Origin of the sequence: Pseudomonas sp. NMI760_13, assembly GCF_021283245.1 — a bacterium.
GTDB lineage: Bacteria > Pseudomonadota > Gammaproteobacteria > Pseudomonadales > Pseudomonadaceae > Aquipseudomonas > Aquipseudomonas peradeniyensis.
In genome coordinates this window covers 298953-325824 of record NZ_JAJSRC010000001.1, presented here as the reverse complement: position 1 = coordinate 325824, position 26872 = coordinate 298953, and the positions used below count along the sequence as shown (strand labels likewise).

The following is a 26872-nucleotide window of genomic DNA, read 5'->3' as shown; positions in this document are numbered from 1 at the left end:
ACGCTGCATGACCGATCACGCCCTGCTGCTGGTCAACCTGGGTTCGCCGGCCTCCACCTCGGTGGCCGACGTGCGCCGTTACCTCAACCAGTTCCTCATGGACCCGTACGTGATCGATCTGCCCTGGCCGGTGCGGCGGTTGCTGGTGTCGCTGATCCTGATCAAGCGCCCCGAGCAGTCGGCCCATGCCTACGCCTCGATCTGGTGGGACGAGGGCTCGCCGCTGGTGGTGCTGACCCGCCGTCTGCAGCAGGCGATGACCGCCCATTGGCCCCATGGGCCGGTGGAGATCGCCATGCGCTACGGACAACCGGCGCTGCCGGAGGTCCTGGAGCGCCTGGCCGCGCAAGGTGTGCGCAAGGTAACGCTGGCGCCGCTTTATCCACAATTCGCCGACAGCACCGTGACCACGGTCGTGGAGTTGGCGAAGCAGACCATTGCCGAGCGCAAGCTGCCCTTGCAGACTCGCATTCTGCAGCCGTTCTACGACCACCCTGAGTACATCGATGCCCTGGTGGCCAGCGCCCGCCCGTACCTGGAACAGGATTACGATCACCTGCTGCTGAGCTTCCATGGTTTGCCCGAGCGGCACCTGAAAAAGCTCGACCCCACCGGCAACCACGACTTCCAGGCCGCCGACTGTTGCAAGGACGCCAGCGCCGAGATGCGTGCGGTGTGCTATCGCGGCCAGTGCCTGGCCACGGCCAGGGCATTCGCCGAGAAGATGGGCATCCCGGACGGCAAGTGGTCGGTGTCGTTCCAGTCGCGCCTGGGCCGGGCCAAGTGGATCGAGCCCTACACCGAGACGCGCCTGGACGAGCTGGGCAAGGCGGGGGTGAAGAAGCTGCTGGTGATGTGCCCGGCGTTCGTCGCCGATTGCATCGAGACGCTGGAGGAGATCGGCGATCGGGGCAAGGAGCAGTTCATCGAGGCGGGCGGGAAGGAGCTGGTGCTGGTGCCGTGCCTGAATGATCACCCGGAGTGGGTGAGGGTGTTGGCGGGGATGTGCGAGAAGGCTTGAGCGTGGGTTCGTGGTGCTTCGTGGGAGCGGGCTTGCCCCGCGATGGCGATGGCCTGGGCTGGCGCCATCGCGGGACAAGCCCGCTCCCACAAAGGTGCTTCTACCTAGTCATTCAAGGCAACTGATCATCCAGCTTCTTGTTCTTCCAGCCATCGTTGCCCGGCAGGATCAGGTTCAGGGCAATCGCCACCACGGCGCACAGGGCGATGCCCTTCAGGCCCCAGTCGTCCGGGCCGTCGCCGCTGCCGATCAGCACGCCGCCGATACCGAACACCAGGGTCACCGAAACGATCACCAGGTTGCGCGCCTCGGCCAGGTCGATCTTGTGGCGGATCATGGTGTTCATGCCCACCGCCGCGATCGAACCGAACAGCAGGCAGAGAATGCCGCCCATCACCGGTACCGGAATGCTCTGCAGCAGCGCGCCGAACTTGCCGATGAAGGCCAGGGTGATGGCGAATACCGCCGCCCAGGTCATGATCTTCGGGTTGTAGTTCTTGGTCAGCATCACCGCGCCGGTCACTTCGGCATAGGTGGTGTTGGGCGGGCCGCCGAACAGACCGGCTGCCGTGGTAGCCAGGCCGTCACCCAGCAGCGTGCGGTGCAGGCCGGGCTTTTTCAGGTAGTCGCGGCCGGTCACGCTGCCCACCGCAATCACCCCGCCGATGTGTTCGATCGCCGGGGCCAGGGCCACGGGCACGATGAACAGGATGGCCTGCCAGTTGAAGGCCGGTGCGGTGAAGTTCGGCAGTTCCAGCCAAGGGGCTGCGGCGATCTTGGCGGTGTCGACCACGCCAAAGGCGAACGACAGGGCGAAACCCACCAGCACGCCGGCGATGATCGGCACCAGGCGGAAGATGCCCTTGCCGAACACGGCGACGATCAGCGTAGTCAGCAGTGCCGGCATGGAGATCAGCATGGCGGTCTTGTACGGCATCAGCGCAGCGCCGTCACCACCCTTGCCCATGGCCATGTTGGCGGCGATCGGCGCCATGGCCAGGCCGATGGAGATGATCACAGGGCCGATTACCACCGGCGGCAGCATGCGGTCGATGAAGCCGGTGCCCTTGATCTTCACCATCAGGCCCATGAAGGTGTACACGAAGCCTGCGGCCATCACGCCGCCCATGGTCTCGGCCAGGCCGAACTGGCCCTTGGCGAGGATGATCGGGGTGATGAAGGCGAAGCTCGAAGCCAGGAATACCGGGACCTGACGGCCCGTGACCAGCTGGAACAGCAGGGTGCCGATGCCGGCGGTGAACAGCGCCACGTTCGGATCGAGGCCGGTGATCAGCGGCATCAGCACCAGCGCGCCAAATGCCACGAAGAGCATCTGCGCGCCCGAGACGACCTGGCGCCAGAGCGGGTCGTTGAAGCCGTCCTGCATGGTCAGGCGTCCTTCTGCTTGGTGCCGAAGATCTTGTCGCCGGCATCACCCAGGCCTGGGACGATGTAGCCGTGCTCGTTCAGGCGCTGGTCGATCGAGGCGGTGTAGATCTGCACGTCGGGGTGGGCTTTCTCCACCACGGCGATGCCTTCGGGCGCCGCGACCAGGACCATGGCGCGGATTTCCTTGCAGCCGGCCTTTTTCAGCAGGTCGATGGTGGCGACCATCGAGCCGCCGGTGGCCAGCATCGGGTCGATGATCAGGGCCAGGCGCTGGTTGATGTCCGGCGCGAGTTTCTCGAGGTAGGTGTGGGCCTCGAGGGTTTCCTCGTTGCGGGCCACGCCCACGGCACTCACCTTGGCCCCGGGGACCAGGCTGAGCACGCCGTCGAGCATGCCGATGCCGGCGCGCAGGATCGGCACGACGGTGATCTTCTTGCCGGCGATCTTCTCGACTTGCACCTTGCCGCACCAGCCGTCGATCTCGTAGGTTTCGAGCGGCAGATCCTGGGTGGCTTCATAGGTCAGCAGTGCACCGACTTCCTGGGCGAGTTCGCGAAAATTCTTGGTGCTGATATCGGCACGGCGCATCAGGCCGAGCTTGTGGCGGATCAGCGGATGGCGGATCTCACGAGTAGGCATAGGGGGAGGGCTCCGGGAGGCGGGCAAAAAAACCGCGCTAGATTAATCTATTCAGTCCTTGATGTCGTGCAGTCATTGTGCACGTTAGTCCATAAAGGCTTGATCTGGGACGAGCGGATGCGTACCTTTGCCCGCTTTTCCAAAACGCACCCCCTGGAGAGCGCCATGTCCGCCGATCTCGAGCATATCCGTCAAGTGATGCACGAGGCTGATTGCCTGTACAACGAAGCCGAGGTCGAGGCCGCCATCGCCGAGGTCGGCAAGCAGATCTGCCAGGACCTGCACGACAAGAACCCGGTGGTCTTCTGCGTGATGAACGGCGGCCTGATCTTCTCCGGCAAGCTGCTCACCCACCTGCAGTTCCCGCTGGAAGCCTCGTACCTGCATGCCACCCGCTACCGCAACACCACCAGCGGCGGCGAGCTGTTCTGGAAGGCCAAGCCGGAAGTGTCGTTCATCGACCGCGACGTGCTGATCGTCGACGACATCCTCGACGAGGGCCACACCCTCAGCGCGATCATCGAGTTCTGCAAGCACGCCGGCGCCCGCGCGGTGCACACCGCGGTGCTGATCGACAAGGACCACGACCGCAAGGCCAGCCCGGACCTGAAGGCCACCTACACCGGCCTGCCATGCATTGACCGCTACATCTTCGGCTACGGCATGGACTACAAGGGCTACTGGCGCAACGCCAACGGCATCTTCGCGGTCAAGGGGCTGTGATCATGCGCCAGCCCGGATTCCTCGATCAGTCGTTGTTCGCCGGGCTGGCAGAGCGGGCCACCGCCAGCCCGCGCGGTCGGCAGAACCACAACTTCCACGAGATGGAGGAGCCGTGTCATCGCATGGCCGTGGGGCTGCAGCCGCGGACCTACATCCAGCCACACCGTCATCTGAGCGACGACAAGGCCGAGACGCTGATCGTGCTCAAGGGGCGCCTGGGCCTGCTGATTTTCGACGACCAGGGCACGCTGACTGACAAGCGTGTGCTCGAGGCCGGTGGCGACTGCCTGGGGGTCGACCTGGTGCCGGGGGTCTTCCATGGCCTGGTGGTGCTGGAAGACGACAGCATCATGTTCGAGTGCAAGGCTGGGCCGTACCGTCCGGTGGGCGAGGGTGAGCTGGCCGAGTGGGCGCCACGCGACGGTGAAGCGGGCGTTGCCGAGTATCACGCCTGGATGCGCGCGCAGTTCGATTGAGCCTGCGCCCCCTTGTCGTGGGGGTGGTGGTTCGCCGCTGCGACTTGCCCCGCGACAGGGCCTGTGCGTAGAGTGCCTGCTCATGCCTAGGAGCCCCACATGCGTGCGATCGTCCCCCTCCTGCTGGCGGTGAGCCTGCCGCTTTCCGCTGCGCCGCTGCACAGCCAGTTCCTCCCGCCCGACGACCTGTCCCTGCGCCAGGAGGCTCCGGCCAGCCAGCAACTGCTGCAGGTCACCGACTACAGCGTAGTGGTGGGCACCCAGCGCCAGTCCGACCAGCAACCGATTCCGATCACCTCGTCCCTGCAGATGCGCCTGAAGGGCAAGCCGTTGAGCAAGGGCTCGACCATCACGCAGGTGCTGCTCAACTTCGACGGTGAGGGTGGCAAGAGCCTGAAAAAGCCGGCCTATGACGACAAGAGCCGGACCCTGACCCTCAACTACCCGATGGCCGACTACCGGGTGATCATGGACTTGCTGCGCAACGAAACCCTGTACGTGCAGTTCCTTACCTACGCCAATGGCCACATCTGGGCCGACCTGCACACCGGTACCGTACGTACGCGTTGAGGGCCGCAGGTTTCGAGGGGTAAACTGCCGGCCTTCGAAAATGTCCGTGATGGCCCAGTTGGAGTCGGCGATGCGTAAAGACAAGAAACAAGTGATTGGTGACGAGATCAGCGACGAGTACATCAAGACGTTCCTGCAGTTCGAGCCGGCCGATGGCCTGACCTCGCCGTCTCATCACAAGCTGATCAAGGGCTACCGCGGCCTGCGCGTCGATGATTTCGAGCGTTATGTGGGCTTCTTCGTCGCCGCCGGTTACGACCTCGATGGCAAGGATGAGCACGGCAAGACCTTCGTCGAGGCGATCGCCGACCAGCGCAATGCGCCGGAGTACATCGAGATCATCGATAACGCCCGGGGCTGATTTCGCGCGTTCGGCTTCCCCTGTAGGAGCGGCCTTGCCGAGGCGTCGGACCGGCCGGAAAGGGCTGCGAAGCAGCCCCAGATTTATGCCATACCTCAATATCGCCGGGGCCGCTTTGCGGCCCTTTCGCGGCCCAAGGCCGCTCCTACAGAGGAGAGGTGGGGGCAGTGAGGCAGGCACAAAAAAACGCCCCGAGGGGCGTTTTTTCGTTTCAGCCGGATCAGGCGTAGTGCTTGGCCGGGCTGCTTTCCGCCAGTTCCAGTGCCTCGTCGTTGTCGGCGCTGATCTTGTGGTACAGCGCGGCATCGGTGGCCAGGACCTTTTCGCGGGCCGGGAAGATCTCCTTGAGCTTGGCGGCCCAGGCGCCCTTGGCCTGCTCGGGGAAGCAGCGCTCGATCAGCTCGAGCATGATCGACACGGTCACCGAGGCGCCCGGCGAGGCGCCGAGCAGCGCGGCCAGGCTGCCGTCCTGGGCCGAGACCAGCTCGGTGCCGAACTGCAGGATGCCGCCTTTCTTCGGATCCTTCTTGATGATCTGCACGCGCTGACCGGCCACTTCCAGGCGCCAGTCCTCGGCTTTCGCCTCGGGGTAGAAGCGGCGCAGCGATTCCAGACGCTGTTCCATCGACTGCATCACTTCGCTGACCAGGTACTTGGTCAGGTCCATGTTGTCGCGGGCCACGGCAAACATCGGGCCGAGGTTGCCCGCGCGCACCGACAGCGGCAGGTCCAGGAGCGAGCCGTGCTTGAGGAACTTGGTGGTGAAGCCGGCGTAAGGGCCGAACAGCAGCGACGTCTTGCCATCGACCACGCGGGTGTCCAGGTGCGGTACCGACATCGGTGGGGCGCCGACCGCGGCCTGGCTGTAGACCTTGGCCTGGTGCTGCTTGACGATTTCCGGGTTGTCGCAGTGCAGCCACTGGCCGCTGACCGGGAAGCCGCCGAAGCCCTTGCTCTCCGGGATGCCGGACATCTGCAGCAACGGCAGGGCCGCGCCGCCGGCGCCGAGGAAGACGAAGCGGGCGTCGACCTCACGGCTGCCGCCGCTGTTGACGTCCTTGATGCTCACGGTCCAGCCGCTGCCTTTGCGACGCAGGCCGACGACCTTCTTGCTGTACTTGACCTGGGCGTCCGGGCTGTTGCCCAGTTGCTTGAGCAGCTTGTTGGTCAGGGCGCCGAAGTTGACATCGGTGCCCTTCATCACGCGGGTGGCGGCGATGCGCTGGTCGGCCGGACGGCCTGGCATCATCAGTGGCATCCACTCCTTCATCACCGCCTGGTCTTCGGTGTATTCCATCTCGGCGAAGGCGTGGTGCTGCTTGAGCAGCTCGAAACGCTTCTTGAGGAAGGCAATACCCTTGTCACCCTCGACGTAGCTCAGGTGCGGTACCGGGTTGATGAAGGCGCGCGGCGAGCCGAAGCCGCTCTTGCGGCTCAGGTAGGCCCAGAACTGGCGCGAGACCTCGAACTGGGTGTTGATGTGCACGGCCTTCTTGATGTCGATGCTGCCATCGGCGGCCTGCGGGGTGTAATTGAGCTCGCACAGGCCGGCATGGCCGGTACCGGCGTTGTTCCAGGGGTTGGAGCTCTCCGCGGCCCCGGAGTCCATCGCCTCGACGACCTCAAGCTTCAGGGTCGGGTCGAGCTCCTTGAGCAGTACGGCCAGGGTGGCACTCATGATGCCCGCGCCTACCAGTACCACATCAACCGATTCGTTCTGCGCCATTAACGCGTCTCCACAATCTACAGCACCTAATTGACAGCATAGGATCCGTGGGGTGGCCAGGATCGCCATGTCCGACTCTTCGCAGTTCTTGCAACTTCCGCGGATACCGCCAGTCAGTCTTGGGTGTTCGGCTATTGAACGCCCATTGCCACGGGTGCGGCAATTCGACTTATGGTCAAGTGCTCCGTCGTGCGTTATGGACCGGCCTCAGAGGCTCATCGGGGATGAGCGCTTTTGCCGTCTGTTCAGGGCTGTTCGGGACACATCTGCCGCTCTTGCACATGCCAGACTGTTCATTTGCTCGCCACACTCTCGTGAAGTTGTGAAAAACCGTTTTTTCACGCTCTTTTGGAGTCGTGAACCTCAAAAGTGGACTGCGCGATGGCAACCCGCAGGTTCATGCGAAGCAGAAGGCCGGAAACAGCAGGCACGACAGCCAATGCAAGACCTGAGTGGAAGGCTCTCTGTGGGCGAAGCGTCGAGGGTGCCGGGGTCAAGCGGCGAATGCGGGGCCCGATCAGGAGACGTCCTTATAATCGGGGGGAGATTATAACGATGTCGCGGGCGGAAAGGGCGTACTTGTTGGGTTTTTATTGCAGCGTTTGTCAGGCCGACAGGGTGCGTTGCTGCCAACGCTGCGTTGCACGGGCGCAAATCCGGGCGCTGGCCGGCAGCGGGCGGCCGAGCCAGGCCAGTTGCGCCTCGTTCACCTGCACCCAGGCGCCGTTGCCCGGTGGCGTGGCGCAGTGCTTGAAACCGAGGCAGATGCCGTCGCTGTCGAGACGGGCGTAGGTGGCGTGGCGCGGGCGGTGCAAGAGCAGGGTCCAGAGCGAGGCCATGGTGGTCAGTCCTGTGTGTGAGGGCTGGCGCCAGAGTAACCGGGGGGCATGAAACGATTGTGACAGAAGGGCAGTTGCAAGCTTCCAGCGGCAAGCTGCAAGGAAAAGCGTAGGTGCTTTTGCTTGCAGCTTGCCGCTGGAAGCTTGCCGCTAGGTATACTGTGGGCCTTTGCCGCTTTTTCTGGAGAAACGCGCATGTTGCAACGTCTGTTGGTCGGTTTGTTCGCGGTGGCCAGCCTGAGCCTGGCCGGTTGTGCCCACAGCCCGCAGCAACTCAGCCCGCAACCCAAGCTTACCCAGCAACTGGCCCCGGTCGGCCATGGCCAGCCGGTGGTGGTCAAGGTCGTCGACGGGCGCGCCTCGCAATCGCTCGGCACCCGTGGTGGCATGTACCCCGAGACCAGCACCATCACCGTCAATGGCAACGATGTCGTGCCCAAGCTGCAGGCCCAGGCCGAGGCGGCGGTGCGCCTGCTTGGTTTTACCCCGACGCCAAACGCCTACAACGCGCCGCAGCTGACCGTGACCCTGGCCGAGCTCAAGTACCAGTCGCCCAAGGACAAGATGTACGTGACCGAGGCGACCATCGGCGCCACCTTCCGTGCCGACGTGTCCAACGCCAACCGCCGCTACAGCGGCCGTTACGGTGCTTCGCTGGACCAGCGCTTCGGCATGGCGCCGAACCAGGAAACCAACACCAAGCTGGTGAGTGATGTGCTCAGCGATGCCCTGACCCGTCTGTTCAAGGACCCGACCGTCGGTCAGGTTCTGGGCGAGTAAGGTTTTTGCAGTGAAGAAAACCCGCAGCCTGTGATCAGGCTGCGGGTTTTTTGTTGTCTGTACTGGCCTGTCGCGGGGCAAGCCCGCTCCCACGCGTGCTGTGGGGCTTCAGTGGGAGAGCAGGCAGCGCGGTTCAGGCAGCCAGCACATTGAAGTCCAGCAGGCTGATCCCGGTGTACGGGTCGACCTCAGGCAGGTCCTGGTGGGCATGCCCACCCAGCGCGCAGTAAACCAGCCACTGGCGGTCCTGGACATTGATCGCGAAGCCATCGATCAGCGCCTGCTGCTCGTCGCTCTGGGCGACAAGGTAGAGGCGGTCCTGGTTTTCGGCGTGCAGCATGACAAGCTCCGGTTCGGTTGAAGGCCGACAGGGTGGCCTGCCTTGATGACGAGCGTGTGACAGATGAAATTAAATGACAGCTGGTCGCAAAGTGGCGGCAGTGAACCTGGGCTTGGGTAGAATGCCGGGCTTTGCCGCACGTGATACCGAGGTCGCGCAATGTCGTTGCAAGTGTTCTGGGGCTTCCTGGCCGCCCATCCGGCCAAGCTGATCAACCTGCTGGCCCTGCTCATTACCTGCCCTGGCGGGCTGCTGCTGCACAGCGCCCGGCGTCGCGAGGCGCTGAGCCGGGAAAGCCTGGCGGTGGATGAAGGCGTGGTGGATGCGCTGGAGCAGCGGATACCGCGCTATTACTACATCCTGGGCTTCTGCTGCCTGGCGATGGCCTTGCTGCTGTCCTGGTTCAGTACCTGGATCTGAAGGCGATACCTGCTCTGTGTAGGAGCGGGCTTGCCCCGCGAAGGCGTCATATCAGATCACATCATTGCTTGATCTGACGCCTTCGCGGGACAAGCCCGCTCCTACAGTTGCGTTGTCAGGCCGACGCGGGCTGACGCTTCACCTGATACTGATTACGCACCGGCGTCGCATACTGCTGCACCAGGTACGGCTGATGCTCGACCGGGCAGGCGTCCAGCCGGCGCTGCCATTCTTCCTTCGCCTTGGCCAACTCGTCGGCCGGGAACAGTTTCTCCGCGCTCGGCACCTCGAGCGTCGCGTCCTTCTCCGCCCACATCGCATAGGCCAGGTAGTGCACCGGGAATAGCCGGTAGCCGCCGAGGATCTGCCGGTCGATGGCCTGCGCCAGTTGTTTGGTGTCCTCGTGGTAATCGGTCACCGGTGGGGCGAAGTTGATGTGCACCCGCCCTTTGTAGCCGGTGATGCCCTGGGCGATGCTGTTGTCGTCCTCGCCCGGCGCCTTGGTGTAGCTGCCGGTGGTGGCGCGGATGTACAGCTCGCGGGCCTTGGCCTGGTCGCAGGGGTCGTACTCGTAGCTGATCGACACCGGGGTCAGGTTCAGGCTCTGGACCACCGCGCCGAACGGCTCGTCCTTGCGGCTCATGTGGAACATCTTGAGGATCGCCGAATCGGTACGGTCGTCACCGTCCTTGGCGCGGCCTTCGGCCTGGGCGATCCAGATCGACACGCAATCGTTGCGGATCGAGTGGTTGATGTAGGCCGAGAGCAACTGGTAGGCGGCCAGCTTCTCGCGGCGGCCGCTGATCGAGCGGTGCACGATGAAGCTCTTGTTCAGGCGCATCATGTCGCTGACGAACGGTTTTTGCAGCAGGTTGTCGCCGATGGCGATGCGCGGCGTCGGCAGGCCGGCGTGGTACACCGCGTAGTTGACGAAGGCCGGGTCCATCACGATATCGCGGTGGTTGGCCAGGAACAGGTAGGCGGTCCCCGACTTGAGCTGTTCGACGCCGGTATAGGTGACGCCGTCGGTGGCGCGGTCGATGGTGCGGTCGACGTAGTACTCGACCTTGTCCTGCAGCGTGGAGACGCAGCTCACGCCGGCGAATTCCTTGCGCAGGCGCCGGGCGATCAGCGGTTTGAGCAGCCAGCCGAAGGCGCCGGCCGCGCGCGGGAAGCGGAAGTGGGTGAGGATATCGAGGAATGCCGGGTCGCTGAGCAGGCGTGCCAGAACGGCAGGGACCTCAGCGTCGTCGTACGGTCGGATGGCATCGAATTCGCCCATCATGCTCTCTTGTTGGAAACGGCTAGGGTAATTAGGTAGGGGCGGGCTCCGAAAAACGGCTCGGACGCACACAGGCCCTGTAAACAGACCGGCAATTATACGCACAAGTCACTTCGGAGGCCGCGATGCTGGAAACTGCGATCTATGATTGCCCTTATTGTGGCGAAGAAGTCGAAACCACGGTGGACCTGTCCGGCGGCGACCAGGAGTACATCGAGGATTGCCAGGTGTGCTGCAAGCCGATCCGCTTCGTGCTGCAGGTGCATGGCGAGGAGTGGATGCTCGATGTCTACGGCGAGAACGACTGATGCAACGGATCTATGAGCCGGAAAGCCTGCTGGAGGCGCAGGTGCTGGTGGGCATGCTGGCCAGCGAGGGCATCGAGGTGCACCTGGTCGGGCGCGACCTGATGGGCGCCGCAGGCGAGTTACCGATGCACGGACTGCTGGGGCTGGCGGTGCCGGATGAGCAGGCAGGCTACGCACGGCAGTTGATCGATGCGTACAATGCCGCCCAGCCGCTTGCCGGCGACGAACCGGAGAGTTATCCCGGAACCCTGATCTGCTAGGTTTTGATTTCGCCCATGTGTGGACGCTACGCCCTGTTTCGCTGGTCCCAGAGCTTCGCCGGCCTGCCGGGCTTCCCCGCGGGCCAGCAGGCCCAATGGAACATCTCGCCCGGTGCCACGGTGCTGATCCAACGCCAGCTCGACGGCCAGCTGCAGCTGGCCGGTGCGCGCTGGGGGCTGACCCCGGCCTGGCTCACCGACCTGTCCCGCACCCCGGCCCAGGCCCGTGCCGAGACCCTCGCCGAGCAGCCGATGTTTCGCGAACCCTTGCGCCAGCGGCGCTGCCTGATGCCGGCCAACGGTTTCTACGAATGGCGAGGCACGGCGCGCAAGCGCCCGTACTGGGTGACGCCGGGGGAGGGCGCGTCGCTGTTCTTCGCCGCGCTGTGGGAGGTCTACCCGGTGCAGGAGCAGGCATGGCTGAGTTGCGCGGTAGTGACGCAAGCGGCGATGAACCAGCGTCGGCCGCTGATCCTGGACGAGGCCGAGCAGGCGCTGTGGCTGGATCCTGAAACACCGATGGCCAGATTGCACGAGTTGTTGGCCAAACCGCCGACGGCACTGCGTGAGCGGGCGTTGGCGAATTTCGTCAACGATCCGAAGCTCAATGGGCCGGAGTGCCTGACTCCCGCCTAGGTGGCGTGCGCTAACTCCCTGTAGGAGCGGCCTTGTGCCGCGAAAGGGCTGCAAAGCAGCCCCGGCGATCTTTGCGTCAACGCTGAAGCCCTGGGGCCGCTTCGCGGCCCTTTCGCGGCACAAGGCCGCTCCTACAAGGGCGCGCGTGCAGGCCTACACCCTGAACTGATTGATCAACCGCCGCTGCTGCTCGGCCAGCTTGGTCAGCTCGGCGCTGGCCTGGCTCGACTCGTCGGCGCCGCCGGCCACCTCGCCGGCTACCTGGCCGATGTTGATCACGTTGCGGTTGATGTCCTCGGCCACGGCGCTCTGCTCCTCGGCGGCGCTGGCGATCTGCGTGTTCATGTCGTTGATCACCGACACCGCCTGGGTGATGCTCGCCAGCGACTCGGCCGCGCGGCTGGCCTGCTGCACGCTGATGTCGGTCTTGCCCTGGCTGTCTTCCATCACCTTGACCACCTCGCGGGTGCCCAGCTGCAGTTGCTGGATCATCTGCTGGATTTCCTGGGTGGCCTGCTGGGTCTTCTGCGCCAGGTTGCGCACCTCGTCGGCGACCACCGCGAAACCGCGGCCCTGTTCGCCGGCCCGGGCCGCCTCGATGGCGGCGTTGAGCGCCAGCAGGTTGGTCTGTTCGGCAATGGCGCGGATGGTCACCAGGATGGCGTTGATGTTCTCGCTGTCGCGGGCCAGGTCCTGGACCACGGTCACGGCGCGACCGATCTCGGCGGCCAGCTCGCTGATCGAGTGCGACGTATCGCGGACGATGTCCAGGCCCTGGTTGGCGGCGCGGTCGGCTTCACTGGCGGCCTGGGCCGCTTGCGTGGCGTTGCGCGCCACATCCTGGGCGGTGGCGGTCATTTCGTGCACGGCGGTGGCCACCTGGTCGATCTCGGCCATCTGCTTGTGCACGCCCTGGTTGGTGCGGATGGCGATGTCGGCGGTGTGTTCCGAGGAGTCGCTGACTTTCTGCACCGAGCTGACCACCTGGCTGATCATCGCCTGCAACTTGGCCAGGAAGGTGTTGAAGCCCTTGGCGATGGCGCCCAGTTCGTCGGCCCGGTCGCTCTGCAGGCGCCGGGTCAGGTCGCCTTCGCCCTGGGCGATGTCGTCGAGCATGCTCACCATCTGCTTGAGCGGGCGGGCGATGCCCAGGGCCAGCAACCAGATCACCAGCAGGCCGAGAGCGGCGATGCCCAGGCCGACCACGGTCATGCCGGCGATATCGGTGCGGCGCTGTTCGGCCAGGTCCTGCTGCAGGCGGTTGACGTCGGCCATGACCGTGCTCAGCGGCAGCTCCAGCAGCAGGGTCCAGCGTGCGTCGGTGCCGGCGATCTTGAACGGCAGGTACAGCTCGATGCGGTCCTTGGCGGCGTCCACTTCATAGTGCAGCGCCTCGCCGCTCAGGTTCTTGAGGGTGTTGGCTTCGTCGCTGTCCAGCACGTCGCCGGCCTTTTCGCCGAACTTGGCCGGATCGCGGGTGTAGGCCACCAGGCGGCCGTTGCTGGAGACCAGCGCCAGTTCGCCGGCGCCGTCGTAGAGCTGGCGGTCGGCGGCATTGAGCAAGTCCTGGATGAAGTTCACCGACAGGTCGGCGCCGGCCATGCCCTGGAACTGGCCGTCGATCATGATCGGTTCGACGAACGAGGCGAGCATGACCATCTTGTCGCCCACCTTATAAGGCGCGGGATCGATCACGCAGGCCTTCTTCGACTCCTTGGGGCACAGGTAGTACTCGCTGGCGCGCACGCCGGTGGCGAGCACCGTGCGGTCGTCGACATCGGCCAGCTTGTCCTGGCCGAGGCTGCCGTCGCCATTGCGGAACCACCAGGGCAGGAAGCGCCCGCTGGCGCTGTCGATGCCCACCAGGTGGCTGCCGACGTAACGGCCATCGGCATGGTCGAGGGCGTTCGGCTCCCAGCCCAGGTAAGCGCCCAGCACGCTCGGGTTGACCTCCACGGTGCGCTTGAGCTGGTTGATCAGGTGTTCACGATCAATGCGCATCAGCGGCTGGCCATCGGCGCCCTGCATGCCGAGCATGGCGTTGCCGGTGGCCAGGCCGCGGGCGATCGCCAGGGGCGCTTCCAGGCCGCGCTGGATCTCGCTGACCTGGGTGCGGGCCAGGGCCGAGAGACGCTGTTCGATGACGGTCTCGAACTGCTGTTGCGTGCGCTGTTGCACCAGTGTTTGGGTCCGCTGCCCGGAATACACGGCGTACAGCACCAGGGCCGCGACAATGCTCAGCACGATGGCACCGGCCAGGGCGGCCACGGAAAACTGGATCGACTTGAACTTCATGGCAAAGCTCCGCGCGCAAGGAGGTCGTTACCGAGGGTTATCGGCGGGCTAATACCAAAGCATGAGGGGCTTGTCAGAAATCTTACCTGTGGCTCTGGCAGGCACGGGCGTCAGGGCCTAGGATACGCGGCACGTAAATAGGGAGTGTTTTCATGCGTAAGTCATTCGTTGTCAGCATGCTGACGGCCAGCGTCCTGCTCGGCGGCTGCCAGGCGGTCAATACCACCAGTGGCGGTGCCGTGGGCGTCCAGCGCCAGCAGTACATGTTCAGCATGCTCTCGACCGATGAGGTCAACCAGATGTACGCCCAGTCCTACCAGCAGACCCTCGGCGAGGCGTCGAGCAAGGGCGTGCTGGACAAGAGCAGCAATGATGCCAAGCGCGTACAGGCCATCGCCAAGCGCCTGATTGCCCAGGCACCACAGTTCCGGCCGGATGCCGCGCAGTGGAATTGGGAAGTCAACGTGATCAAGAGCGACGAGCTCAACGCCAACTGCGGTCCGGGCGGCAAGATCATCGTCTACACCGGCCTGATCGATCAGCTCAAGCTGACCGACGCCGAGATCGCCGCGGTGGTGGGCCACGAGATCGCCCACGCCCTGCGCGAGCACAGCCGTGAAGCGATGTCCAAGGCCTATGGCGTGGAAATGGCCCGCCAGGGTGCCGGCGCGATCTTCGGCCTGGGCCAGGACAGCATGGCCATGGCCGACACCGTGGTGAACTACGCCATGACCCTGCCCAACAGCCGGGCCAACGAGAACGAAGCCGACCTGATCGGCCTCGAGCTGTCGGCCCGCGCCGGCTACGACCCGAACGCCGCGATCACCTTGTGGAACAAGATGAGCAAGGCGTCCGAAGGCGCGCCGCCTGAGTTCATGAGCACCCACCCGGCGTCGAGCAGCCGGATCGCCTCGCTGCAGGCAGCGATTCCGAAGGTGATGCCGTTGTATCAAGCGGCCAAGAAGTAAAAGCAGCTTCAAGCGGCAAGTAAGGACGCATCTGCTCTTTCTTGCCGCTTGTAGCTTGCCACTTGTCGCTGCTTCACCCTATCCAGCCGCTGGTCTTCATCGCCGAATACACCGCGACGATGGCCAGCACGATGAACGCGGTCGCCGCCAGGCGACGGATCAGCGTCAGCGGCAGTTTCTCCGCCGCGAAGTTGCCCGCCAGGACCACCGGCACGTTGGCGATCAGCATGCCCAAGGTGGTGCCGATGATGACCATGATCAGGTGCGGATACTGGGCGGCCAGCATCACCGTGGCCACCTGGGTCTTGTCGCCGATCTCGGCGAGGAAGAACGCGATCAGCGTGGTGACGAACGGCCCGAAGCGGCGCGCGTTGCTGGTTTCGTCATCGTCCATCTTGTCCGGTACCAGGGTCCACAGCGCGGTGGCGGTGAAGCTTGCGGCAAGAATCCAGTGCAGCACCGACTCGCTGAAGAAACCGCTGACCCAGGCGCCCACGGCACCGGCGGCGGCATGGTTGGCCAGGGTCGCGGCGACGATCCCGGCAATGATCGGCCAAGGCTTGCGAAAGCGTGCGGCAAGGATGAGCGCAAGCAATTGCGTCTTGTCGCCGATTTCGGCGAGGGCAACGATGGCGGTGGGGACGAGTAACGATTCCAGCATCAGGATTCCTACGGGGGCGGGTCGACACGGCTATGACACGTACAGCCTTCCCGCCCCGGGTAAGGTGTGCGTGTCATAGGTCTTGTCAAACCCTGGACCTGTCTGCGCAGATCGTGGGTCGCACGCGCCATGGCCTGTGGGCCAAGTGTGTTGACGCGTGCCGGGCGAGCAGGGCGCTCGCGGGAGACTACTCCCCTAGGACGGAGCGGATTCTGCCTAGGCGAAACGCTTTCGGCAAGCCCTGTTTTTAGCCGCGGGTCGCTCGGTAGATGCGAAAGCCTTGTGCCTCGGCACGGATTTCACAGTTGCCCAGGGCGCCTTCGATCAACGGCTGGTAGCGCAGGAAGCTGTTGGCGACCAGCCGCATTTCGCCGCCTTTTCGCAGATGTTCGCCTGATTTTTTCAGCAGGTTTTCCGATGCCTGGTAGTCGGTGTGCACGCCGGTGTGGAATGGCGGATTGCTCAGGATCAGGTCAAGATCGGCCGGCGCGGCATCGATGCCGTCGCCGCTGATCACCTGGCCTTCCAGACCGTTGGCCGCCAGGGTCAGGCGGCTGGCCGCGACCGCGAAGGCATCGACATCGAGCAAGGTGACCCGGCTCTGCGGATAACGGCGCTTGATCGTGGCGCCGAGCACGCCGGCGCCGCAGCCGAAGTCCAGGACATGGCCGCCGGGCAGGCCGTCAAGGTGCTCCAGCAGTAGCGCGGTGCCCTTGTCCAGGCGCCCATGGCTGAACACCCCGGGCAGGCTGATGACTTGCAGCGGACCATCTTCCAGCGGCAGTTCGAAGCGTTCGGCCAGGCTTTCCAGCGGCTTGGCCTCAGGGGCGCTGTCCACGGTTACTTGCCACAACTGGCAGTGCCTGGCGCTGTCGAGCTTGCGCGGTTTGCCGAATGCCTGCAGAAGCTTGGCCGCGCCTTCGATGCCGCCGCGCTTTTCCCCCACCAGGTACAGCTCGCGACCGCCCAGGCGCGAGGCCAGGGCGTTGAGCAGGTAGGCGGCCAGCTCGCGGGACTTGGGCAGGAACAGCACGGCGGCGTCGAAGGCCACCTCGGGCACCTCGACGCCGTAGTGGCTGCGCCCGGCGAAACGGCTCTCGAGCAGCGCCTGGTCGCCGGCATGCCAGGTCCAGCCATGGGCGCCGGGCAGCTGGCCGAGCAGGCCATCGGCCTGGGCGCCGGCGATCAGCAGCGGGCCTTGGAACAGCTCTGCCTGGCGGAGCAACACTTCACTGCGCGGGTCCATGGACGACGCCTCCTGAAAAAGTGGCGCAGTGTACCAGAGGCGTCGGCGGATCAGCCGACCACTCGCCGCGGCTGGCTGGCGAAGTAGGCCTGGGCGTTCTCGGCCAGCTGCCCGACGATGCGCTGGCGTGACTCCACTGCGCCCCAGGCGCTGTGCGGGGTGATGATCAGGCGCGGGATGTCCGCCGCCAGCAGCGGATTGCCCTCGACCGGCGGTTCAACGCTCAGCACATCGGTGGCGGCGCCGCCCAGGTGACCGCGGCGCAGGGCGTCGGCCAGGGCCTGTTCGTCGATCAGCCCACCGCGGGCGGTGTTGACCACCAGCGCGCCCGGCTTGAGCAGGGCCAGTTCGTTGGCACCAATCATGTGCCGGGTCTGCTCGTTGAGCGGGCAGTGCAGGGTCAGGGCATCGACCTGCGGCAGCAGTTCGTCCAGCGGCAGGCGATCGGCCCGGGGTGGGCGGCCGGGAATCTGCCCGCTCAGCACGCGCATGCCGAACGCCTCGGCCAGGTGCGCCACCGCGCCACCCAACTCGCCTTGGCCGAGCAGGCCGAGGGTCTTGCCTTCCAGCTCGACGATGGGGAAGTCCAGCAGGCAGAACTGGCTGGCCTTGGCCCATTGTCCGGCCTTCACCGCCTGGTTGTAGTCGCACAGGCGCGTGGCCAGGGCCAGTAGCAGGGCCAGGGTGTGCTGGGCCACCGACGGCGTGCCGTAGCCCTGGCAGTTGCACACGGTGATGCCCTGGGCACGGGCGGCGGCCAGGTCGACATTGTTGGTGCCGGTGGCGGCTACCAGGATCAGCTTGAGGTCAGGGGCGGCGGCCAGTGTGGCGGCATCGAGCATCACCTTGTTGCTGATCACCGCCGTGGCGCCTTGCAGGCGTTCGGCGACCTGCCCTGGCGCGGTGGCGGCGTGCAGTTGCAGTTCATCGAACTGCGACTGCAGTGGCGAAAGGTCGAGGTCACCCAGGTCCAGTGACTGGTGATCGAGAAACACGGCGCGACGTGGGCTGGGCATGGAGGCTCCGGTGCAGGGCTGGATACATTCTTGGTGTTGGTTCGAAGCTGTGGGAGCGGGTTTACCCGCGAATGCGCAGGCGAGTCCACTAGCGCATTCGCAGGTAAAGCCGCTCCCACAGGGCACGCGATCCGTTCGGGGCAGTGTCTGGCCCGGCGTTGCTGTTCGTCAACGCCGACATCGCCACTCATACCTTGGCGCGGCAAATCATTCCTTCGGCTGATTTGACCGGTGCGTCACCGAACTACAGTGGATTCCTGAACCGTTCTGCCCGTATTGAAGAAAAGGGATACCCATGTTGCAGACACGCATCATCAAGCCCGCCGAGGGCGCCTACCAATACCCGTTGCTGATCAAGCGCCTGCTGATGTCCGGCAGCCGCTACGAGAAGACCCGCGAGATCGTCTACCGCGACCAGATCCGCCTCACTTACCCGCAGTTGAACGAGCGCATCGCCCGCCTGGCCAATGTGTTGACCGCGGCCGGTGTGAAGGCCGGTGACACCGTGGCGGTGATGGACTGGGACAGCCACCGTTACCTGGAGTGCATGTTCGCCATCCCGATGATCGGCGCCGTGGTACACACCATCAACGTGCGCCTGTCGCCCGAGCAGATCCTCTACACCATGAATCACGCCGAAGACCGCTTCGTGCTGGTCAACAGTGATTTCATCGGCCTCTACCAGGGCATCGCCGGGCAGCTGACCACGGTCGACAAGACCCTGCTGCTGACCGACGGCCCGGACAAGACCGCCGACCTGCCGAACCTGGTGGGCGAGTACGAGCAACTGCTGGCTGCCGCCAGCCCGCAGTACGACTTCCCCGACTTCGACGAGAACTCGGTGGCCACCACCTTCTACACCACCGGCACCACCGGCAATCCCAAGGGGGTGTATTTCACCCATCGCCAGCTGGTGCTGCACACCCTGGCCGAAACTTCGGTGCTGGGCAGCCTGGACAGCGTGAGGCTGCTGAGCAGCAACGACGTCTACATGCCGATCACGCCGATGTTCCATGTGCACGCCTGGGGCATCCCCTACGCGGCGACCATGATGGGTATCAAGCAGGTCTACCCGGGGCGCTACGAGCCGGACATGCTGATCAGGCTGTGGCGCGAGGAGAAGGTCACCTTTTCCCACTGCGTGCCGACCATCCTGCAGATGCTGCTCAACTGCCCGTCGGCGGCCGGCCAGGATTTCGGCGGCTGGAAGATCATCATCGGCGGCAGCGCGCTCAACCGCGCCTTGTACCAGGCGGCGCTGGCCCGGGGCATCCAGCTCACCGCCGCCTACGGCATGTCCGAGACCTGCCCGCTGATCAGTGCCGCGCACCTGAACGACGAGTTGCAGGCCGGCAGCGAGGATGAGCGCACCAGCTACCGGATCAAGGCCGGCGTGCCGGTGCCCCTGGTCGAGGCCGCCATCGTCGATGGCAATGGCAACTTCCTGCCCGCCGATGGCGAGACCCAGGGCGAACTGGTGCTGCGCGCGCCCTGGCTGACCATGGGCTACTTCCGCGAACCGGAAAAGGGCGAGGAGCTCTGGCAGGGCGGCTGGCTGCACACCGGCGATGTCGCGACGCTGGACGGCATGGGCTTCATCGACATCCGCGACCGCATCAAGGATGTGATCAAGACCGGTGGTGAATGGATCTCGTCGCTCGACCTCGAAGACCTGGTCAGCCGTCACCCGGCGGTGCGCGAGGTCGCGGTGGTCGGGGTGCCCGATCCGCAGTGGGGCGAGCGCCCGTTCGCATTGCTGGTGGTGCGCGAGGGGCAGAGCATCGATGCGCGCGCGCTCAAGGAACACCTCAAGCCTTTCGTCGAGCAGGGGCACATCAACAAGTGGGCGATTCCCAGCCAGATCGCCCTTGTTACTGAAATTCCCAAGACCAGCGTCGGCAAGCTCGACAAGAAGCGTATCCGCGTGGATATCAGCCAGTGGCAGGCCAGTAACAGCGCTTTCCTCTCCACCCTGTAACCCGGGCGCGGGTCGCGCTTTTTCCAGCGCGACCCCGCAGGCTAGACAGGATGGCGCCTTGTCAAACGGTAGAATTGAGCCATGCTTGAGCACTGCCAGCGCGCAGGCCGGCCGATCGGGGTGGGCCGCAAGCGGGACGCGCAAATCACACTTTAGAGGGATCAAGCACCTGTGACCGCTGGCTATAGTCGGGTCAGGGGATTTTCAGGAATGGGGGAGGGCGCCACGCGGCAACGCGCGGCGCCACGGGCAGGAGCCTGCTTCACCGGGCGCTCGAGCCGTTTCTGAAAGGACTCACTGCCATAACAAAAAAGTACATGGAGTAGCGTCGATGACATCTGCAAACCTGTTCTGGCGCCGGGCGAAACTGCCCCTGGCCGTCAGCCTCGCTTCCACGCTCGCAAGTCCTGCTTTCGCTGTCAGCTTCAACATCGGTGAAATCGAAGGCCAGTTCGACTCCTCGCTCTCCGTTGGCGCCAGCTGGTCGACTGCCAACCCCAACAAGAACCTCATCGGGGCCAACAACGGCGGCAGGGGGCTGTCGCAGACCTCCGACGATGGCCACCTGAACTTCAAGAAGGGCGAGACCTTCTCGAAGATCTTCAAGGGTATCCACGACCTGGAGCTCAAGTACGGCGACACCGGCGTGTTCGTCCGCGGCAAGTACTGGTATGACTTCGAGCTCAAGGATGAAAACCGCGAGTTCAAGGACATCAGCGACTCCAACCGCAAGGAGGGCGCCAAGTCCTCGGGCGCGGAGCTGCTCGACGCTTTCGTCTACCACAACTACAGCATCGCCGACCTGCCGGGCACCGTGCGCCTGGGCAAGCAGGTGGTGAGCTGGGGTGAAAGTACCTTCATCGGGGGGGGCATCAACGCCATCAACCCCATCGACGTCTCGGCGTTCCGCCGCCCGGGTGCGGAGATCAAGGAAGGCCTGATCCCGGTCAACATGTTCTACCTGTCGCAGAGCGTGACCGACAACCTGACCGCCGAAGGCTTCTACCAGATCGAGTGGGACCAGACCGTCGTCGACAACTGCGGCACCTTCTTCTCCCAGCCCGACGTAATCGCCGATGGTTGCAACAACAACCTGGCGGTGCTGGCCAAGCAATCGGCCGTGGCGGGACGCCTGGGGGCGCTCTCGGGGCCGACCATGCGTGCGCTGGCGGCACAGGGCGTTTCCTGGGGCTCGCCTGACGAAGGTGTGATCGTGCGTCGTGGTCCTGACCGTGATGCGCGGGACAGTGGCCAGTTCGGTGTTGCGCTGCGCTACATGTACGAGCCGCTGAATACCGAGTTCGGTGGCTACTTCATGAACTATCACAGCCGTGCGCCGATCTTCAGTGGTCGAGGCGCCGCTGCGCGCTTCTACAACCCGGCCAACCTGGCTGGCGCACTGATCGGCGCTGGGGTTCCAGCGGGCGCGGCGACCAACCCGGCGTTGCTCCAACAACTGATGCCGTTGTATGTCGCCGGTAACTCCAGCTACTACGTCGAATACCCCGAGGATATTCGCCTGTACGGCCTGAGCTTCTCCACCACCTTGCCTACCGGCACGGCCTGGAGCGGCGAGATCAGCTATCGCCCGAATGCGCCGGTGCAACTGAACACCACCGACATCCTGTATTCGGGCCTGACGCCACTCGATCCGAACGCATCGGTCCTGAAAGGCACGCCGAACACCGACCAGCCTGGCTATCGTCGCAAGGAAATCACCCAGCTGCAGACCACGTTCACCCACTTCTTCGACCAGGTCATGGGCGCCGAGCGTCTGACCATGGTCGGCGAGGTAGGCTGGACGCACGTCGGTGGCCTGGAAAGCACCTCGAAGATGCGCTACGGCCGCGACCCGGTCTACGGGCCAGGCCCGCTGCCCAGTGGCCGCTGCCAGAGCCTCAACGCCACCACGCTGGCAGGCGTCGAGCAGAACAACCTGTCGCGCTACTGCGAAAACGACGGCTTCACCACCTCCGACTCCTGGGGTTATCGCGTCCGCGCCATCTGGGACTACAACAACGTCTTCGCCGGTGTGAACCTGCGCCCGAGCGTGGCCTGGTCGCATGACGTCGACGGTTACTCCCCGGGCCCAGGCGGCAACTTCGAGGAAGGCCGCAAGGCGGTCAGCCTTGGCCTGGACGCCGAGTACCAGAACACCTACACGGCGAGCCTGTCGTACACCAACTTCTTCGATGGCAAGTACACCACCGTGGATGATCGCGACTTCGTCGCCCTCAGCTTCGGCGTGAACTTCTAAGAAACCTGATCCAGGACGACACACAATGAAAATGACCACACGTCTGCTGCAAGCCGGTGTACTGGGCATGTCCCTGCTGGCAACCAGCGTCATGGCTGCGGTTTCCGCCACCGAAGCGGCCAAGCTGGGTTCCACGCTGACCCCGATGGGCGCGGAGAAGGCCGGTAACGCCGATGGCTCGATCGGCCCGTGGGAACCGCTGTCCAAGAGCGCTGGCAGCGCCGACGCCAAGGGCTTCCTGTCCGACCCTTACGCCAGCGAAAAACCGCTGTTTACCATCACCGCGCAGAACGTCGACCAGTACAAGGACAAGCTCTCGCCTGGTCAGGTTGCCATGTTCAAGCGCTATCCGGACACTTACAAGATCCCAGTGTACAAGACCCACCGTGGTTCCACGGTACCGGACGATGTGTTCGCCGCGATCAAGGAAAACGCCACCAAGACCACCTTGGTCACGGGCGGCAACGGCCTGGAGAACTTCCGCACCGCCGTGCCGTTCCCTATTCCCAAGGACGGCCTGGAGGTGATCTGGAACCACATCACCCGCTACCGTGGCGGCAGCGTGACCCGCCTGGTCACCCAGGCCACCCCGCAGCAGAACGGCTCGTACAGCCTGGTGTACTTCCAGGACCAGTTCGTGTTCCGCGACAAGATGAATGACTACGATCCGGCCAACCCGGGCAACATCCTGTTCTACTTCAAGCAGAAAGTAACCGCGCCGTCGCGTCTGGCCGGGACCGTGCTGCTGGTCCACGAGACCCTCGACCAGGTCAAGGAACCGCGCAAGGCGTGGATCTACAACGCCGGCCAGCGCCGCGTGCGCCAGGCGCCGCAAGTGTCGTACGACGGCCCGGGTACCGCCGCCGACGGCCTGCGCACCTCCGACAACCTGGACATGTACAACGGCGCGCCGGACCGTTACGACTGGAAACTCGAAGGCAAGAAGGAGATGTACATCGCCTCCAACGCCTACAAGCTGGATGATCCGAAGCTCAAGTACAGCGACATCATCAAGGCCGGGCACATCAACCAGGACCTGTCGCGCTACGAGCTGCGCCGCGTCTGGCACGTGGTTGCGACCCTCAAGCCAGGCCAGCGTCACATCTATGCCAAGCGTGACTTCTACATCGACGAGGACACCTGGCAGGCCGCGGTGATCGACCAGTACGACGGTCGCAACCAGCTGTGGCGCATTTCCGAGGCCCACGCCCAGCCGTACTACAACGTGCAGGTGCCGTGGTACACCCTGGAGGCCATCTACGACCTGCAGTCGGGTCGCTACCTGGCCCTGGGCATGAAGAACGAAGAGAAGAGCGCCTACAACTTCGGCTTCAGCGCCAGCAAGGCCGAGTTCCAGCCGGCAGCCCTGCGTCAGGACGGTGTGCGTTGAGCTGACAGGCATCGCAACTCCGTTTGATCTCCCAGAACGCCCCGGCTTGCCGGGGCGTTTCTGTTCATGTGGGTGTGAGATCGGGCTACCTGTTTCTTTTTGTCGTAGTCTTTTTGCGGCAAAGCGGCTGCATCATCTTCAAATGCGCCGCGTTTGCCGCTAGTCTCGCAACAAGCCGTAACGCCCATCCCTTTCAAGGTTTTTGCGATTTTTGGGATATGGCCGCTCAGGTTCAAGAGTGCCGGGGCCGCTTTGCGACCCTTTCGCGGCACAAGGCCGCTCCTACAGACGACCGCGCTTCCCTGTAGGAGCGGCCTTGTGCCGCGAAGGACTGCAAAGCAGCCCCGGCAACTCCAAGCCGCGCGCCTATTACCAACACCTTGAAAGGGCTGAATCTAACGCCGCCCTAATTCCAATCAGAACGAGCCGGCCATGACAGACCTGTCCCGTACCCACGGAGTCGCCAGCCAGGCCCTGGGCCTGCTGGATGGGCGTTTCTTCCGGCCGCCGCTGCCGGAAACACACGTCCCCAGAGCACGCCTGTGCCAGCGCCTGCAAAGTGGCCTGGCGGGGCGCCTGTTGCTGGTGAACGCGCCGGCGGGTTTCGGCAAGAGTTCGCTGGCCGTCGAGTTCTGCCAGGCATTGCCCAGCCACTGGCGCAGCCTCTGGCTCGGGTTGAGCCAGCGCGATGCCGATCCGGGGCGCTTCCTCGAACGCTTGCTCGAAGGCTTGCAGCAATTCTGCCCGGCACTCGGCGGCCAGGCTCTGGGGCTTTTGAAGATGCGCCAGCGGCATCAACCCTTCGCCTTCGAAGAGTGGCTCGACGGCCTGCTTGATGAACTCGCGCTCTACCTGCAGCCGGACACGCCCTTGCTGCTGGTGCTGGACGACTACCACCTGGCCCAGGGGCCGGTGCTCGATCGTTGCCTGCAGTTCTTCCTCAACCATCTGCCGGCCGGGTTGGTCCTGCTGGTCACCAGCCGCCAGCGGCCCGATTGGCACTTGGCGCGCCTGCGCCTGTCACGGCAACTGGTCGAACTCAACGAGCAGGACCTGCGCCTGACCCCCGATGAAGCGTTGGCCGTGATCGGCCGCCAGCCCACCGGTTTGCGCGGCCAGGCCCTGGATAACCTGATCCAGCGCAGCGACGGTTGGGTGGCGGGGCTGCGTTTCTGGCAACTGGCGGCCAGCGAGTCCGGCGAGGACCACGCCTTGCCCCAGGCGCTGCATGGCGGCGAAGGACTGATCCGCGACTACCTGCTGGAGGAAGTCATCGACATCCTGCCGGCCCCCGTGCAGGCGTTTCTCTACGAGACTGCCTGCCAGGAGCGTTTCTGCGCCGAATTGTGCGACGCCCTGCGCGAGCGCCATGACAGCGGCGAGATCCTGAGCTACCTGCAGGCCCACCAGGTGTTCCTGGTGCCGCTCGACGAGCATGGGCTGTGGTTCCGCTATCACCACCTGTTCTCCGACCTGCTGCGCAGCCGGCAGGCCAGCGAGCCGCTGGCGGGGCTGCACCTGCGCGCCTGCCGCTGGTTCGAAGGGCAGGGTCTGCTGGACGAGGCGGTGGAGCAGGCCCTGCGCGCGGGCCATCTGGACGTGGCGGCGGACCTGGTACAGAGCCTGTCCGAGGAGCAACTGCTGGCGGAGCAGAATGTCGGCATGCTGCTGCGCTGGAAGATGGACCTGCCCGACAGCCTGTTGATCAGCACGCCCAGGCTGATCGTCCTGTACAGCTGGGCCCTGGGGTTGGCCTGCCAACTGGACGCCGCCGAGGAGCTGGCGGCCTACCTGAGCCGCTTCCTGCCCGCGCCGTCGGCCACCGCGCAGAAGTCGATGCTGGCCCAATGGTTGGCCCTGAGCGGGGTCATTGCCCGTGGCCGCGGCGATCGGGAGCGGACACTCGCTTACTGTGGCGAAGCGCTGCAGAGCCTGCCGAACAAACGCTACGGCCAGCGCCTGGTGTGCCTGTCGACCTTGTCGAACCTGGCCATCGCCGATGGCGATTTCTGGCGGGCGCGGGGCTGGAACCGCGAAGCACTCGAATTGGCGCAACGGGTCGGCAACCCGCTGTTCGAAGCCCTGGCCCATTACGATCGGGCGCGGGTACTGCACGCCCGCGGCGAGGTGCTGCGCGCCCTGGACGAAGTGCGCCAGGGATTGCAGCGGTTGCAGGGCCTTTCGGGGCAACGCCTGTATGCCGTGCGCGCGCGCCTGACCCTGTACGAGGGCTACTTGCTGGCGGCCCGCCTGCACTGTGCCCAGGGCCGTGCGCGCTTGCGCGCCGGGCTCAGCGAGGCGCGCAGCTGCCGCGACATCAGCGTCCTGATCGGGCATTGCGTGATCGCCTCGCTGGACGGTCGCGAAGGGCGTTTTGCCGAGGCGTTCTCGGAACTGGCCGAGGCGGAGCGGCTGATGCATATCTGGGACGTGCCGCCGATCTTCTACCTGGCCATGATTACCCTGGTGAAGTGCGAGCTCTGGTTGGCCCAGGGCCGAACGGACCTGGCCGAGTCCTGGCTGCTGCGCCTGGGGCAGACCTACGGTGGCGAGCAGCCTGCGGCCGCGCCGGAGTTCCACCCGCTGTTGCCGCTGCACATCGAATTGCAGCAGGCCTTGCTGGAACGGGTGCTGGCCCGCCCCGGTGATGCCGAAGCGCGGTTGCGCACGCTGGTCGAGCGGGGCCAGGCCAGCGGTGGCATGACGCTGGTGGTCAGCGCGCAGTGCCAATTGATCGCTCTGCTGCTGGCCGAGGGGCGTGACGCCGAAGCGGCCAGGTTGCTCGCACCTGCCCTGGAAGCGGCCCAGGGCGGTGCCCTGCAGGCCTTCCAACGCTTGATCGAAGAGCAGCCACACTGGCTGCGCGAGCAGTTGACGGGGCGTGTGGCCTGCCCGGCGCAGAGCGATCTGCTGGCCCATCTGCCGCAGGCCCTGGCTACCGGCGGCGGTGCCACCGAGGCCCTGAGCGGCCGCGAGTTTGCGGTCCTGGAACTGATCGCCCAGGGCTGCTCCAACCAGCAGATCAGCGAGCGCCTGTTCATCTCCCTGCACACGGTCAAGACCCACGCCAGCCATATCAACAGCAAGCTCGGTGTCGAGCGCCGCACCCAGGCGGTGGCCAGGGCCAAGTCCCTTGGCTTGCTGGTCTAGTGGCTTGGGGCGAGGTCGGCCGTTAAGATAATGGCTTTAGGCCATCATTCGGCGTTACCTTTCCGGGCTCATCTTTCCCGAACCGCTGCCGATACAGACCTCGGCGGTATGCATCGCCACGCGCCACTTCCCCACTTTTTT

At 64.8% G+C, this 26872-nt stretch carries 25 protein-coding genes, 1 pseudogene and 1 riboswitch; of the genes and pseudogenes, 15 read left to right on the top strand and 11 right to left on the bottom strand.

Translation table 11 applies throughout. The features are described 5' to 3' along the window. Nucleotides 1-7 precede the first annotated feature (7 nt). Complete coding sequence (hemH, locus tag LU671_RS01415; RefSeq protein WP_203647987.1) at nucleotides 8-1021, top strand: ferrochelatase; 1014 nt, start codon at nucleotides 8-10, stop codon at nucleotides 1019-1021. Between the two features lie 112 nt (nucleotides 1022-1133). Here hemH and LU671_RS01410 read toward each other — a convergent pair whose 3' ends face one another. Continuing rightward, nucleotides 1134-2408, bottom strand: coding sequence for a uracil-xanthine permease family protein (locus LU671_RS01410; protein ID WP_186713173.1), 1275 nt, complete (start codon nucleotides 2406-2408; stop codon nucleotides 1134-1136). A gap of 2 nt (nucleotides 2409-2410) precedes the next feature. Then, nucleotides 2411-3049 (bottom strand): uracil phosphoribosyltransferase, encoded by a 639-nt coding sequence (gene upp, locus LU671_RS01405; RefSeq protein ID WP_028691132.1) that lies wholly within the window; start codon nucleotides 3047-3049, stop codon nucleotides 2411-2413. A 165-nt stretch (nucleotides 3050-3214) separates the two neighbouring features. Here upp and LU671_RS01400 point away from each other — a divergent pair, with 165 nt between their 5' ends. From LU671_RS01400 to LU671_RS01385, 4 genes are all read left to right on the top strand, one after another. After that, nucleotides 3215-3772, top strand: coding sequence for a hypoxanthine-guanine phosphoribosyltransferase (locus tag LU671_RS01400; protein ID WP_050703742.1), 558 nt, complete (start codon nucleotides 3215-3217; stop codon nucleotides 3770-3772). Between the two features lie 2 nt (nucleotides 3773-3774). Next, nucleotides 3775-4248, top strand: coding sequence for a WbuC family cupin fold metalloprotein (locus tag LU671_RS01395; protein WP_232854722.1), 474 nt, complete (start codon nucleotides 3775-3777; stop codon nucleotides 4246-4248). A gap of 99 nt (nucleotides 4249-4347) precedes the next feature. Next, entirely contained in the window at nucleotides 4348-4818 is a 471-nt protein-coding gene (locus tag LU671_RS01390; RefSeq protein ID WP_203647984.1) for a hypothetical protein, read from the top strand. 70 nt (nucleotides 4819-4888) lie between these two features. Then, complete coding sequence (locus LU671_RS01385; RefSeq protein ID WP_102685300.1) at nucleotides 4889-5179, top strand: PA4642 family protein; 291 nt, start codon at nucleotides 4889-4891, stop codon at nucleotides 5177-5179. Between the two features lie 220 nt (nucleotides 5180-5399). On the opposite strand, the gene mqo is transcribed toward LU671_RS01385, so the two are convergent. Both mqo and LU671_RS01375 read right to left on the bottom strand, forming a co-directional pair. Next, entirely contained in the window at nucleotides 5400-6905 is a 1506-nt protein-coding gene (gene mqo / locus LU671_RS01380; protein ID WP_232854721.1) for a malate dehydrogenase (quinone), read from the bottom strand. A gap of 605 nt (nucleotides 6906-7510) precedes the next feature. After that, complete coding sequence (locus LU671_RS01375; RefSeq protein ID WP_203647982.1) at nucleotides 7511-7744, bottom strand: hypothetical protein; 234 nt, start codon at nucleotides 7742-7744, stop codon at nucleotides 7511-7513. 195 nt (nucleotides 7745-7939) lie between these two features. On the opposite strand from LU671_RS01375, the gene LU671_RS01370 reads away from it, so the two are divergent. After that, nucleotides 7940-8524, top strand: a complete 585-nt coding sequence (locus tag LU671_RS01370; protein ID WP_011532230.1) for a YajG family lipoprotein — start codon at nucleotides 7940-7942, stop codon at nucleotides 8522-8524. A gap of 133 nt (nucleotides 8525-8657) precedes the next feature. Here the strand turns inward: LU671_RS01370 and LU671_RS01365 are convergent, their stop codons facing one another. Further along, entirely contained in the window at nucleotides 8658-8864 is a 207-nt protein-coding gene (locus tag LU671_RS01365; RefSeq protein WP_203647981.1) for a hypothetical protein, read from the bottom strand. Nucleotides 8865-9023: 159 nt separating this feature from the next. On the opposite strand from LU671_RS01365, the gene LU671_RS01360 reads away from it, so the two are divergent. Further along, nucleotides 9024-9284 (top strand): hypothetical protein, encoded by a 261-nt coding sequence (locus LU671_RS01360; protein WP_186733875.1) that lies wholly within the window; start codon nucleotides 9024-9026, stop codon nucleotides 9282-9284. Nucleotides 9285-9399: 115 nt separating this feature from the next. On the opposite strand, the gene LU671_RS01355 is transcribed toward LU671_RS01360, so the two are convergent. Then, complete coding sequence (locus LU671_RS01355; RefSeq protein ID WP_232854720.1) at nucleotides 9400-10566, bottom strand: 1-acyl-sn-glycerol-3-phosphate acyltransferase; 1167 nt, start codon at nucleotides 10564-10566, stop codon at nucleotides 9400-9402. 125 nt (nucleotides 10567-10691) lie between these two features. On the opposite strand from LU671_RS01355, the gene LU671_RS01350 reads away from it, so the two are divergent. Genes LU671_RS01350 through LU671_RS01340 form a run of 3 tightly spaced genes read left to right on the top strand, consistent with a single transcriptional unit; the run spans nucleotide 10692 to nucleotide 11770 of the window. Next, nucleotides 10692-10874, top strand: a complete 183-nt coding sequence (locus LU671_RS01350; RefSeq protein ID WP_010225771.1) for a CPXCG motif-containing cysteine-rich protein — start codon at nucleotides 10692-10694, stop codon at nucleotides 10872-10874. After that, entirely contained in the window at nucleotides 10874-11134 is a 261-nt protein-coding gene (locus tag LU671_RS01345) for a putative signal transducing protein (RefSeq protein WP_203647979.1), read from the top strand. Before LU671_RS01350 ends, LU671_RS01345 begins: the two co-directional genes overlap by 1 nt. Nucleotides 11135-11149: 15 nt before the next feature. Then, nucleotides 11150-11770: an SOS response-associated peptidase gene (locus tag LU671_RS01340; protein ID WP_232854719.1), complete on the top strand. Its 621-nt coding sequence runs from the start codon at nucleotides 11150-11152 to the stop codon at nucleotides 11768-11770. A 153-nt stretch (nucleotides 11771-11923) separates the two neighbouring features. Here the strand turns inward: LU671_RS01340 and LU671_RS29620 are convergent, their stop codons facing one another. Further along, on the bottom strand, nucleotides 11924-12667 hold the full coding sequence (locus LU671_RS29620; protein ID WP_442964115.1) for a methyl-accepting chemotaxis protein: 744 nt from the start codon (nucleotides 12665-12667) through the stop codon (nucleotides 11924-11926). Nucleotides 12668-12778: 111 nt separating this feature from the next. Next, nucleotides 12779-12982, bottom strand: a pseudogene (locus LU671_RS29615) (HAMP domain-containing protein); the annotation flags it as partial. Nucleotides 12983-14217: 1235 nt separating this feature from the next. Here LU671_RS29615 and LU671_RS01330 point away from each other — a divergent pair. Next, a complete protein-coding gene (locus LU671_RS01330) occupies nucleotides 14218-15033 on the top strand; it encodes a M48 family metallopeptidase (protein ID WP_110735860.1) in 816 nt (271 codons plus the stop codon). Nucleotides 15034-15106: 73 nt separating this feature from the next. Here the strand turns inward: LU671_RS01330 and LU671_RS01325 are convergent, their stop codons facing one another. From LU671_RS01325 to LU671_RS01315, 3 genes are all read right to left on the bottom strand, one after another. Next, nucleotides 15107-15691: a TMEM165/GDT1 family protein gene (locus LU671_RS01325; RefSeq protein WP_177330817.1), complete on the bottom strand. Its 585-nt coding sequence runs from the start codon at nucleotides 15689-15691 to the stop codon at nucleotides 15107-15109. Between the two features lie 90 nt (nucleotides 15692-15781). Then, nucleotides 15782-15903: riboswitch (yybP-ykoY riboswitch) on the bottom strand. Between the two features lie 38 nt (nucleotides 15904-15941). Further along, the gene (locus LU671_RS01320) at nucleotides 15942-16940 is read right to left on the bottom strand and encodes a class I SAM-dependent methyltransferase (protein WP_203647976.1); all 999 of its coding nucleotides are present in this window, start codon (nucleotides 16938-16940) and stop codon (nucleotides 15942-15944) included. A gap of 50 nt (nucleotides 16941-16990) precedes the next feature. After that, on the bottom strand, nucleotides 16991-17956 hold the full coding sequence (locus LU671_RS01315; protein ID WP_232854718.1) for a 2-hydroxyacid dehydrogenase: 966 nt from the start codon (nucleotides 17954-17956) through the stop codon (nucleotides 16991-16993). A gap of 295 nt (nucleotides 17957-18251) precedes the next feature. On the opposite strand from LU671_RS01315, the gene LU671_RS01310 reads away from it, so the two are divergent. The 4 genes from LU671_RS01310 to LU671_RS01295 all read left to right on the top strand — a co-directional run bounded on the left by LU671_RS01310 (nucleotide 18252) and on the right by LU671_RS01295 (nucleotide 26731). Next, nucleotides 18252-19934, top strand: a complete 1683-nt coding sequence (locus LU671_RS01310) for a fatty acid--CoA ligase (RefSeq protein ID WP_232854717.1) — start codon at nucleotides 18252-18254, stop codon at nucleotides 19932-19934. 331 nt (nucleotides 19935-20265) lie between these two features. Continuing rightward, nucleotides 20266-22191 carry a DUF1302 domain-containing protein gene (locus LU671_RS01305; RefSeq protein ID WP_232854716.1) on the top strand — a complete coding sequence of 642 codons (1926 nt, stop codon included), beginning with the start codon at nucleotides 20266-20268 and terminating at the stop codon, nucleotides 22189-22191. 25 nt (nucleotides 22192-22216) lie between these two features. Then, nucleotides 22217-23581, top strand: coding sequence for a DUF1329 domain-containing protein (locus LU671_RS01300; protein WP_203647972.1), 1365 nt, complete (start codon nucleotides 22217-22219; stop codon nucleotides 23579-23581). A 432-nt stretch (nucleotides 23582-24013) separates the two neighbouring features. Continuing rightward, entirely contained in the window at nucleotides 24014-26731 is a 2718-nt protein-coding gene (locus tag LU671_RS01295) for a LuxR C-terminal-related transcriptional regulator (protein ID WP_203647971.1), read from the top strand. Nucleotides 26732-26872 lie beyond the last annotated feature (141 nt).

Coding starts and splice junctions, on each gene's coding strand:
- hemH (WP_203647987.1), top strand. CDS start 8: ATGACCGATCACGCCCTGCTGCTGGTCAACCTGGGTTCGCCGGCCTCC.
- LU671_RS01410 (WP_186713173.1), bottom strand. CDS start 2,408: ATGCAGGACGGCTTCAACGACCCGCTCTGGCGCCAGGTCGTCTCGGGC.
- upp (WP_028691132.1), bottom strand. CDS start 3,049: ATGCCTACTCGTGAGATCCGCCATCCGCTGATCCGCCACAAGCTCGGC.
- LU671_RS01400 (WP_050703742.1), top strand. CDS start 3,215: ATGTCCGCCGATCTCGAGCATATCCGTCAAGTGATGCACGAGGCTGAT.
- LU671_RS01395 (WP_232854722.1), top strand. CDS start 3,775: ATGCGCCAGCCCGGATTCCTCGATCAGTCGTTGTTCGCCGGGCTGGCA.
- LU671_RS01390 (WP_203647984.1), top strand. CDS start 4,348: ATGCGTGCGATCGTCCCCCTCCTGCTGGCGGTGAGCCTGCCGCTTTCC.
- LU671_RS01385 (WP_102685300.1), top strand. CDS start 4,889: ATGCGTAAAGACAAGAAACAAGTGATTGGTGACGAGATCAGCGACGAG.
- mqo (WP_232854721.1), bottom strand. CDS start 6,905: ATGGCGCAGAACGAATCGGTTGATGTGGTACTGGTAGGCGCGGGCATC.
- LU671_RS01375 (WP_203647982.1), bottom strand. CDS start 7,744: ATGGCCTCGCTCTGGACCCTGCTCTTGCACCGCCCGCGCCACGCCACC.
- LU671_RS01370 (WP_011532230.1), top strand. CDS start 7,940: ATGTTGCAACGTCTGTTGGTCGGTTTGTTCGCGGTGGCCAGCCTGAGC.
- LU671_RS01365 (WP_203647981.1), bottom strand. CDS start 8,864: ATGCTGCACGCCGAAAACCAGGACCGCCTCTACCTTGTCGCCCAGAGC.
- LU671_RS01360 (WP_186733875.1), top strand. CDS start 9,024: ATGTCGTTGCAAGTGTTCTGGGGCTTCCTGGCCGCCCATCCGGCCAAG.
- LU671_RS01355 (WP_232854720.1), bottom strand. CDS start 10,566: ATGGGCGAATTCGATGCCATCCGACCGTACGACGACGCTGAGGTCCCT.
- LU671_RS01350 (WP_010225771.1), top strand. CDS start 10,692: ATGCTGGAAACTGCGATCTATGATTGCCCTTATTGTGGCGAAGAAGTC.
- LU671_RS01345 (WP_203647979.1), top strand. CDS start 10,874: ATGCAACGGATCTATGAGCCGGAAAGCCTGCTGGAGGCGCAGGTGCTG.
- LU671_RS01340 (WP_232854719.1), top strand. CDS start 11,150: ATGTGTGGACGCTACGCCCTGTTTCGCTGGTCCCAGAGCTTCGCCGGC.
- LU671_RS29620 (WP_442964115.1), bottom strand. CDS start 12,667: ATGGCCGAGATCGACCAGGTGGCCACCGCCGTGCACGAAATGACCGCC.
- LU671_RS01330 (WP_110735860.1), top strand. CDS start 14,218: ATGCGTAAGTCATTCGTTGTCAGCATGCTGACGGCCAGCGTCCTGCTC.
- LU671_RS01320 (WP_203647976.1), bottom strand. CDS start 16,940: ATGGACCCGCGCAGTGAAGTGTTGCTCCGCCAGGCAGAGCTGTTCCAA.
- LU671_RS01315 (WP_232854718.1), bottom strand. CDS start 17,956: ATGCCCAGCCCACGTCGCGCCGTGTTTCTCGATCACCAGTCACTGGAC.
- LU671_RS01310 (WP_232854717.1), top strand. CDS start 18,252: ATGTTGCAGACACGCATCATCAAGCCCGCCGAGGGCGCCTACCAATAC.
- LU671_RS01305 (WP_232854716.1), top strand. CDS start 20,266: ATGACATCTGCAAACCTGTTCTGGCGCCGGGCGAAACTGCCCCTGGCC.
- LU671_RS01300 (WP_203647972.1), top strand. CDS start 22,217: ATGAAAATGACCACACGTCTGCTGCAAGCCGGTGTACTGGGCATGTCC.
- LU671_RS01295 (WP_203647971.1), top strand. CDS start 24,014: ATGACAGACCTGTCCCGTACCCACGGAGTCGCCAGCCAGGCCCTGGGC.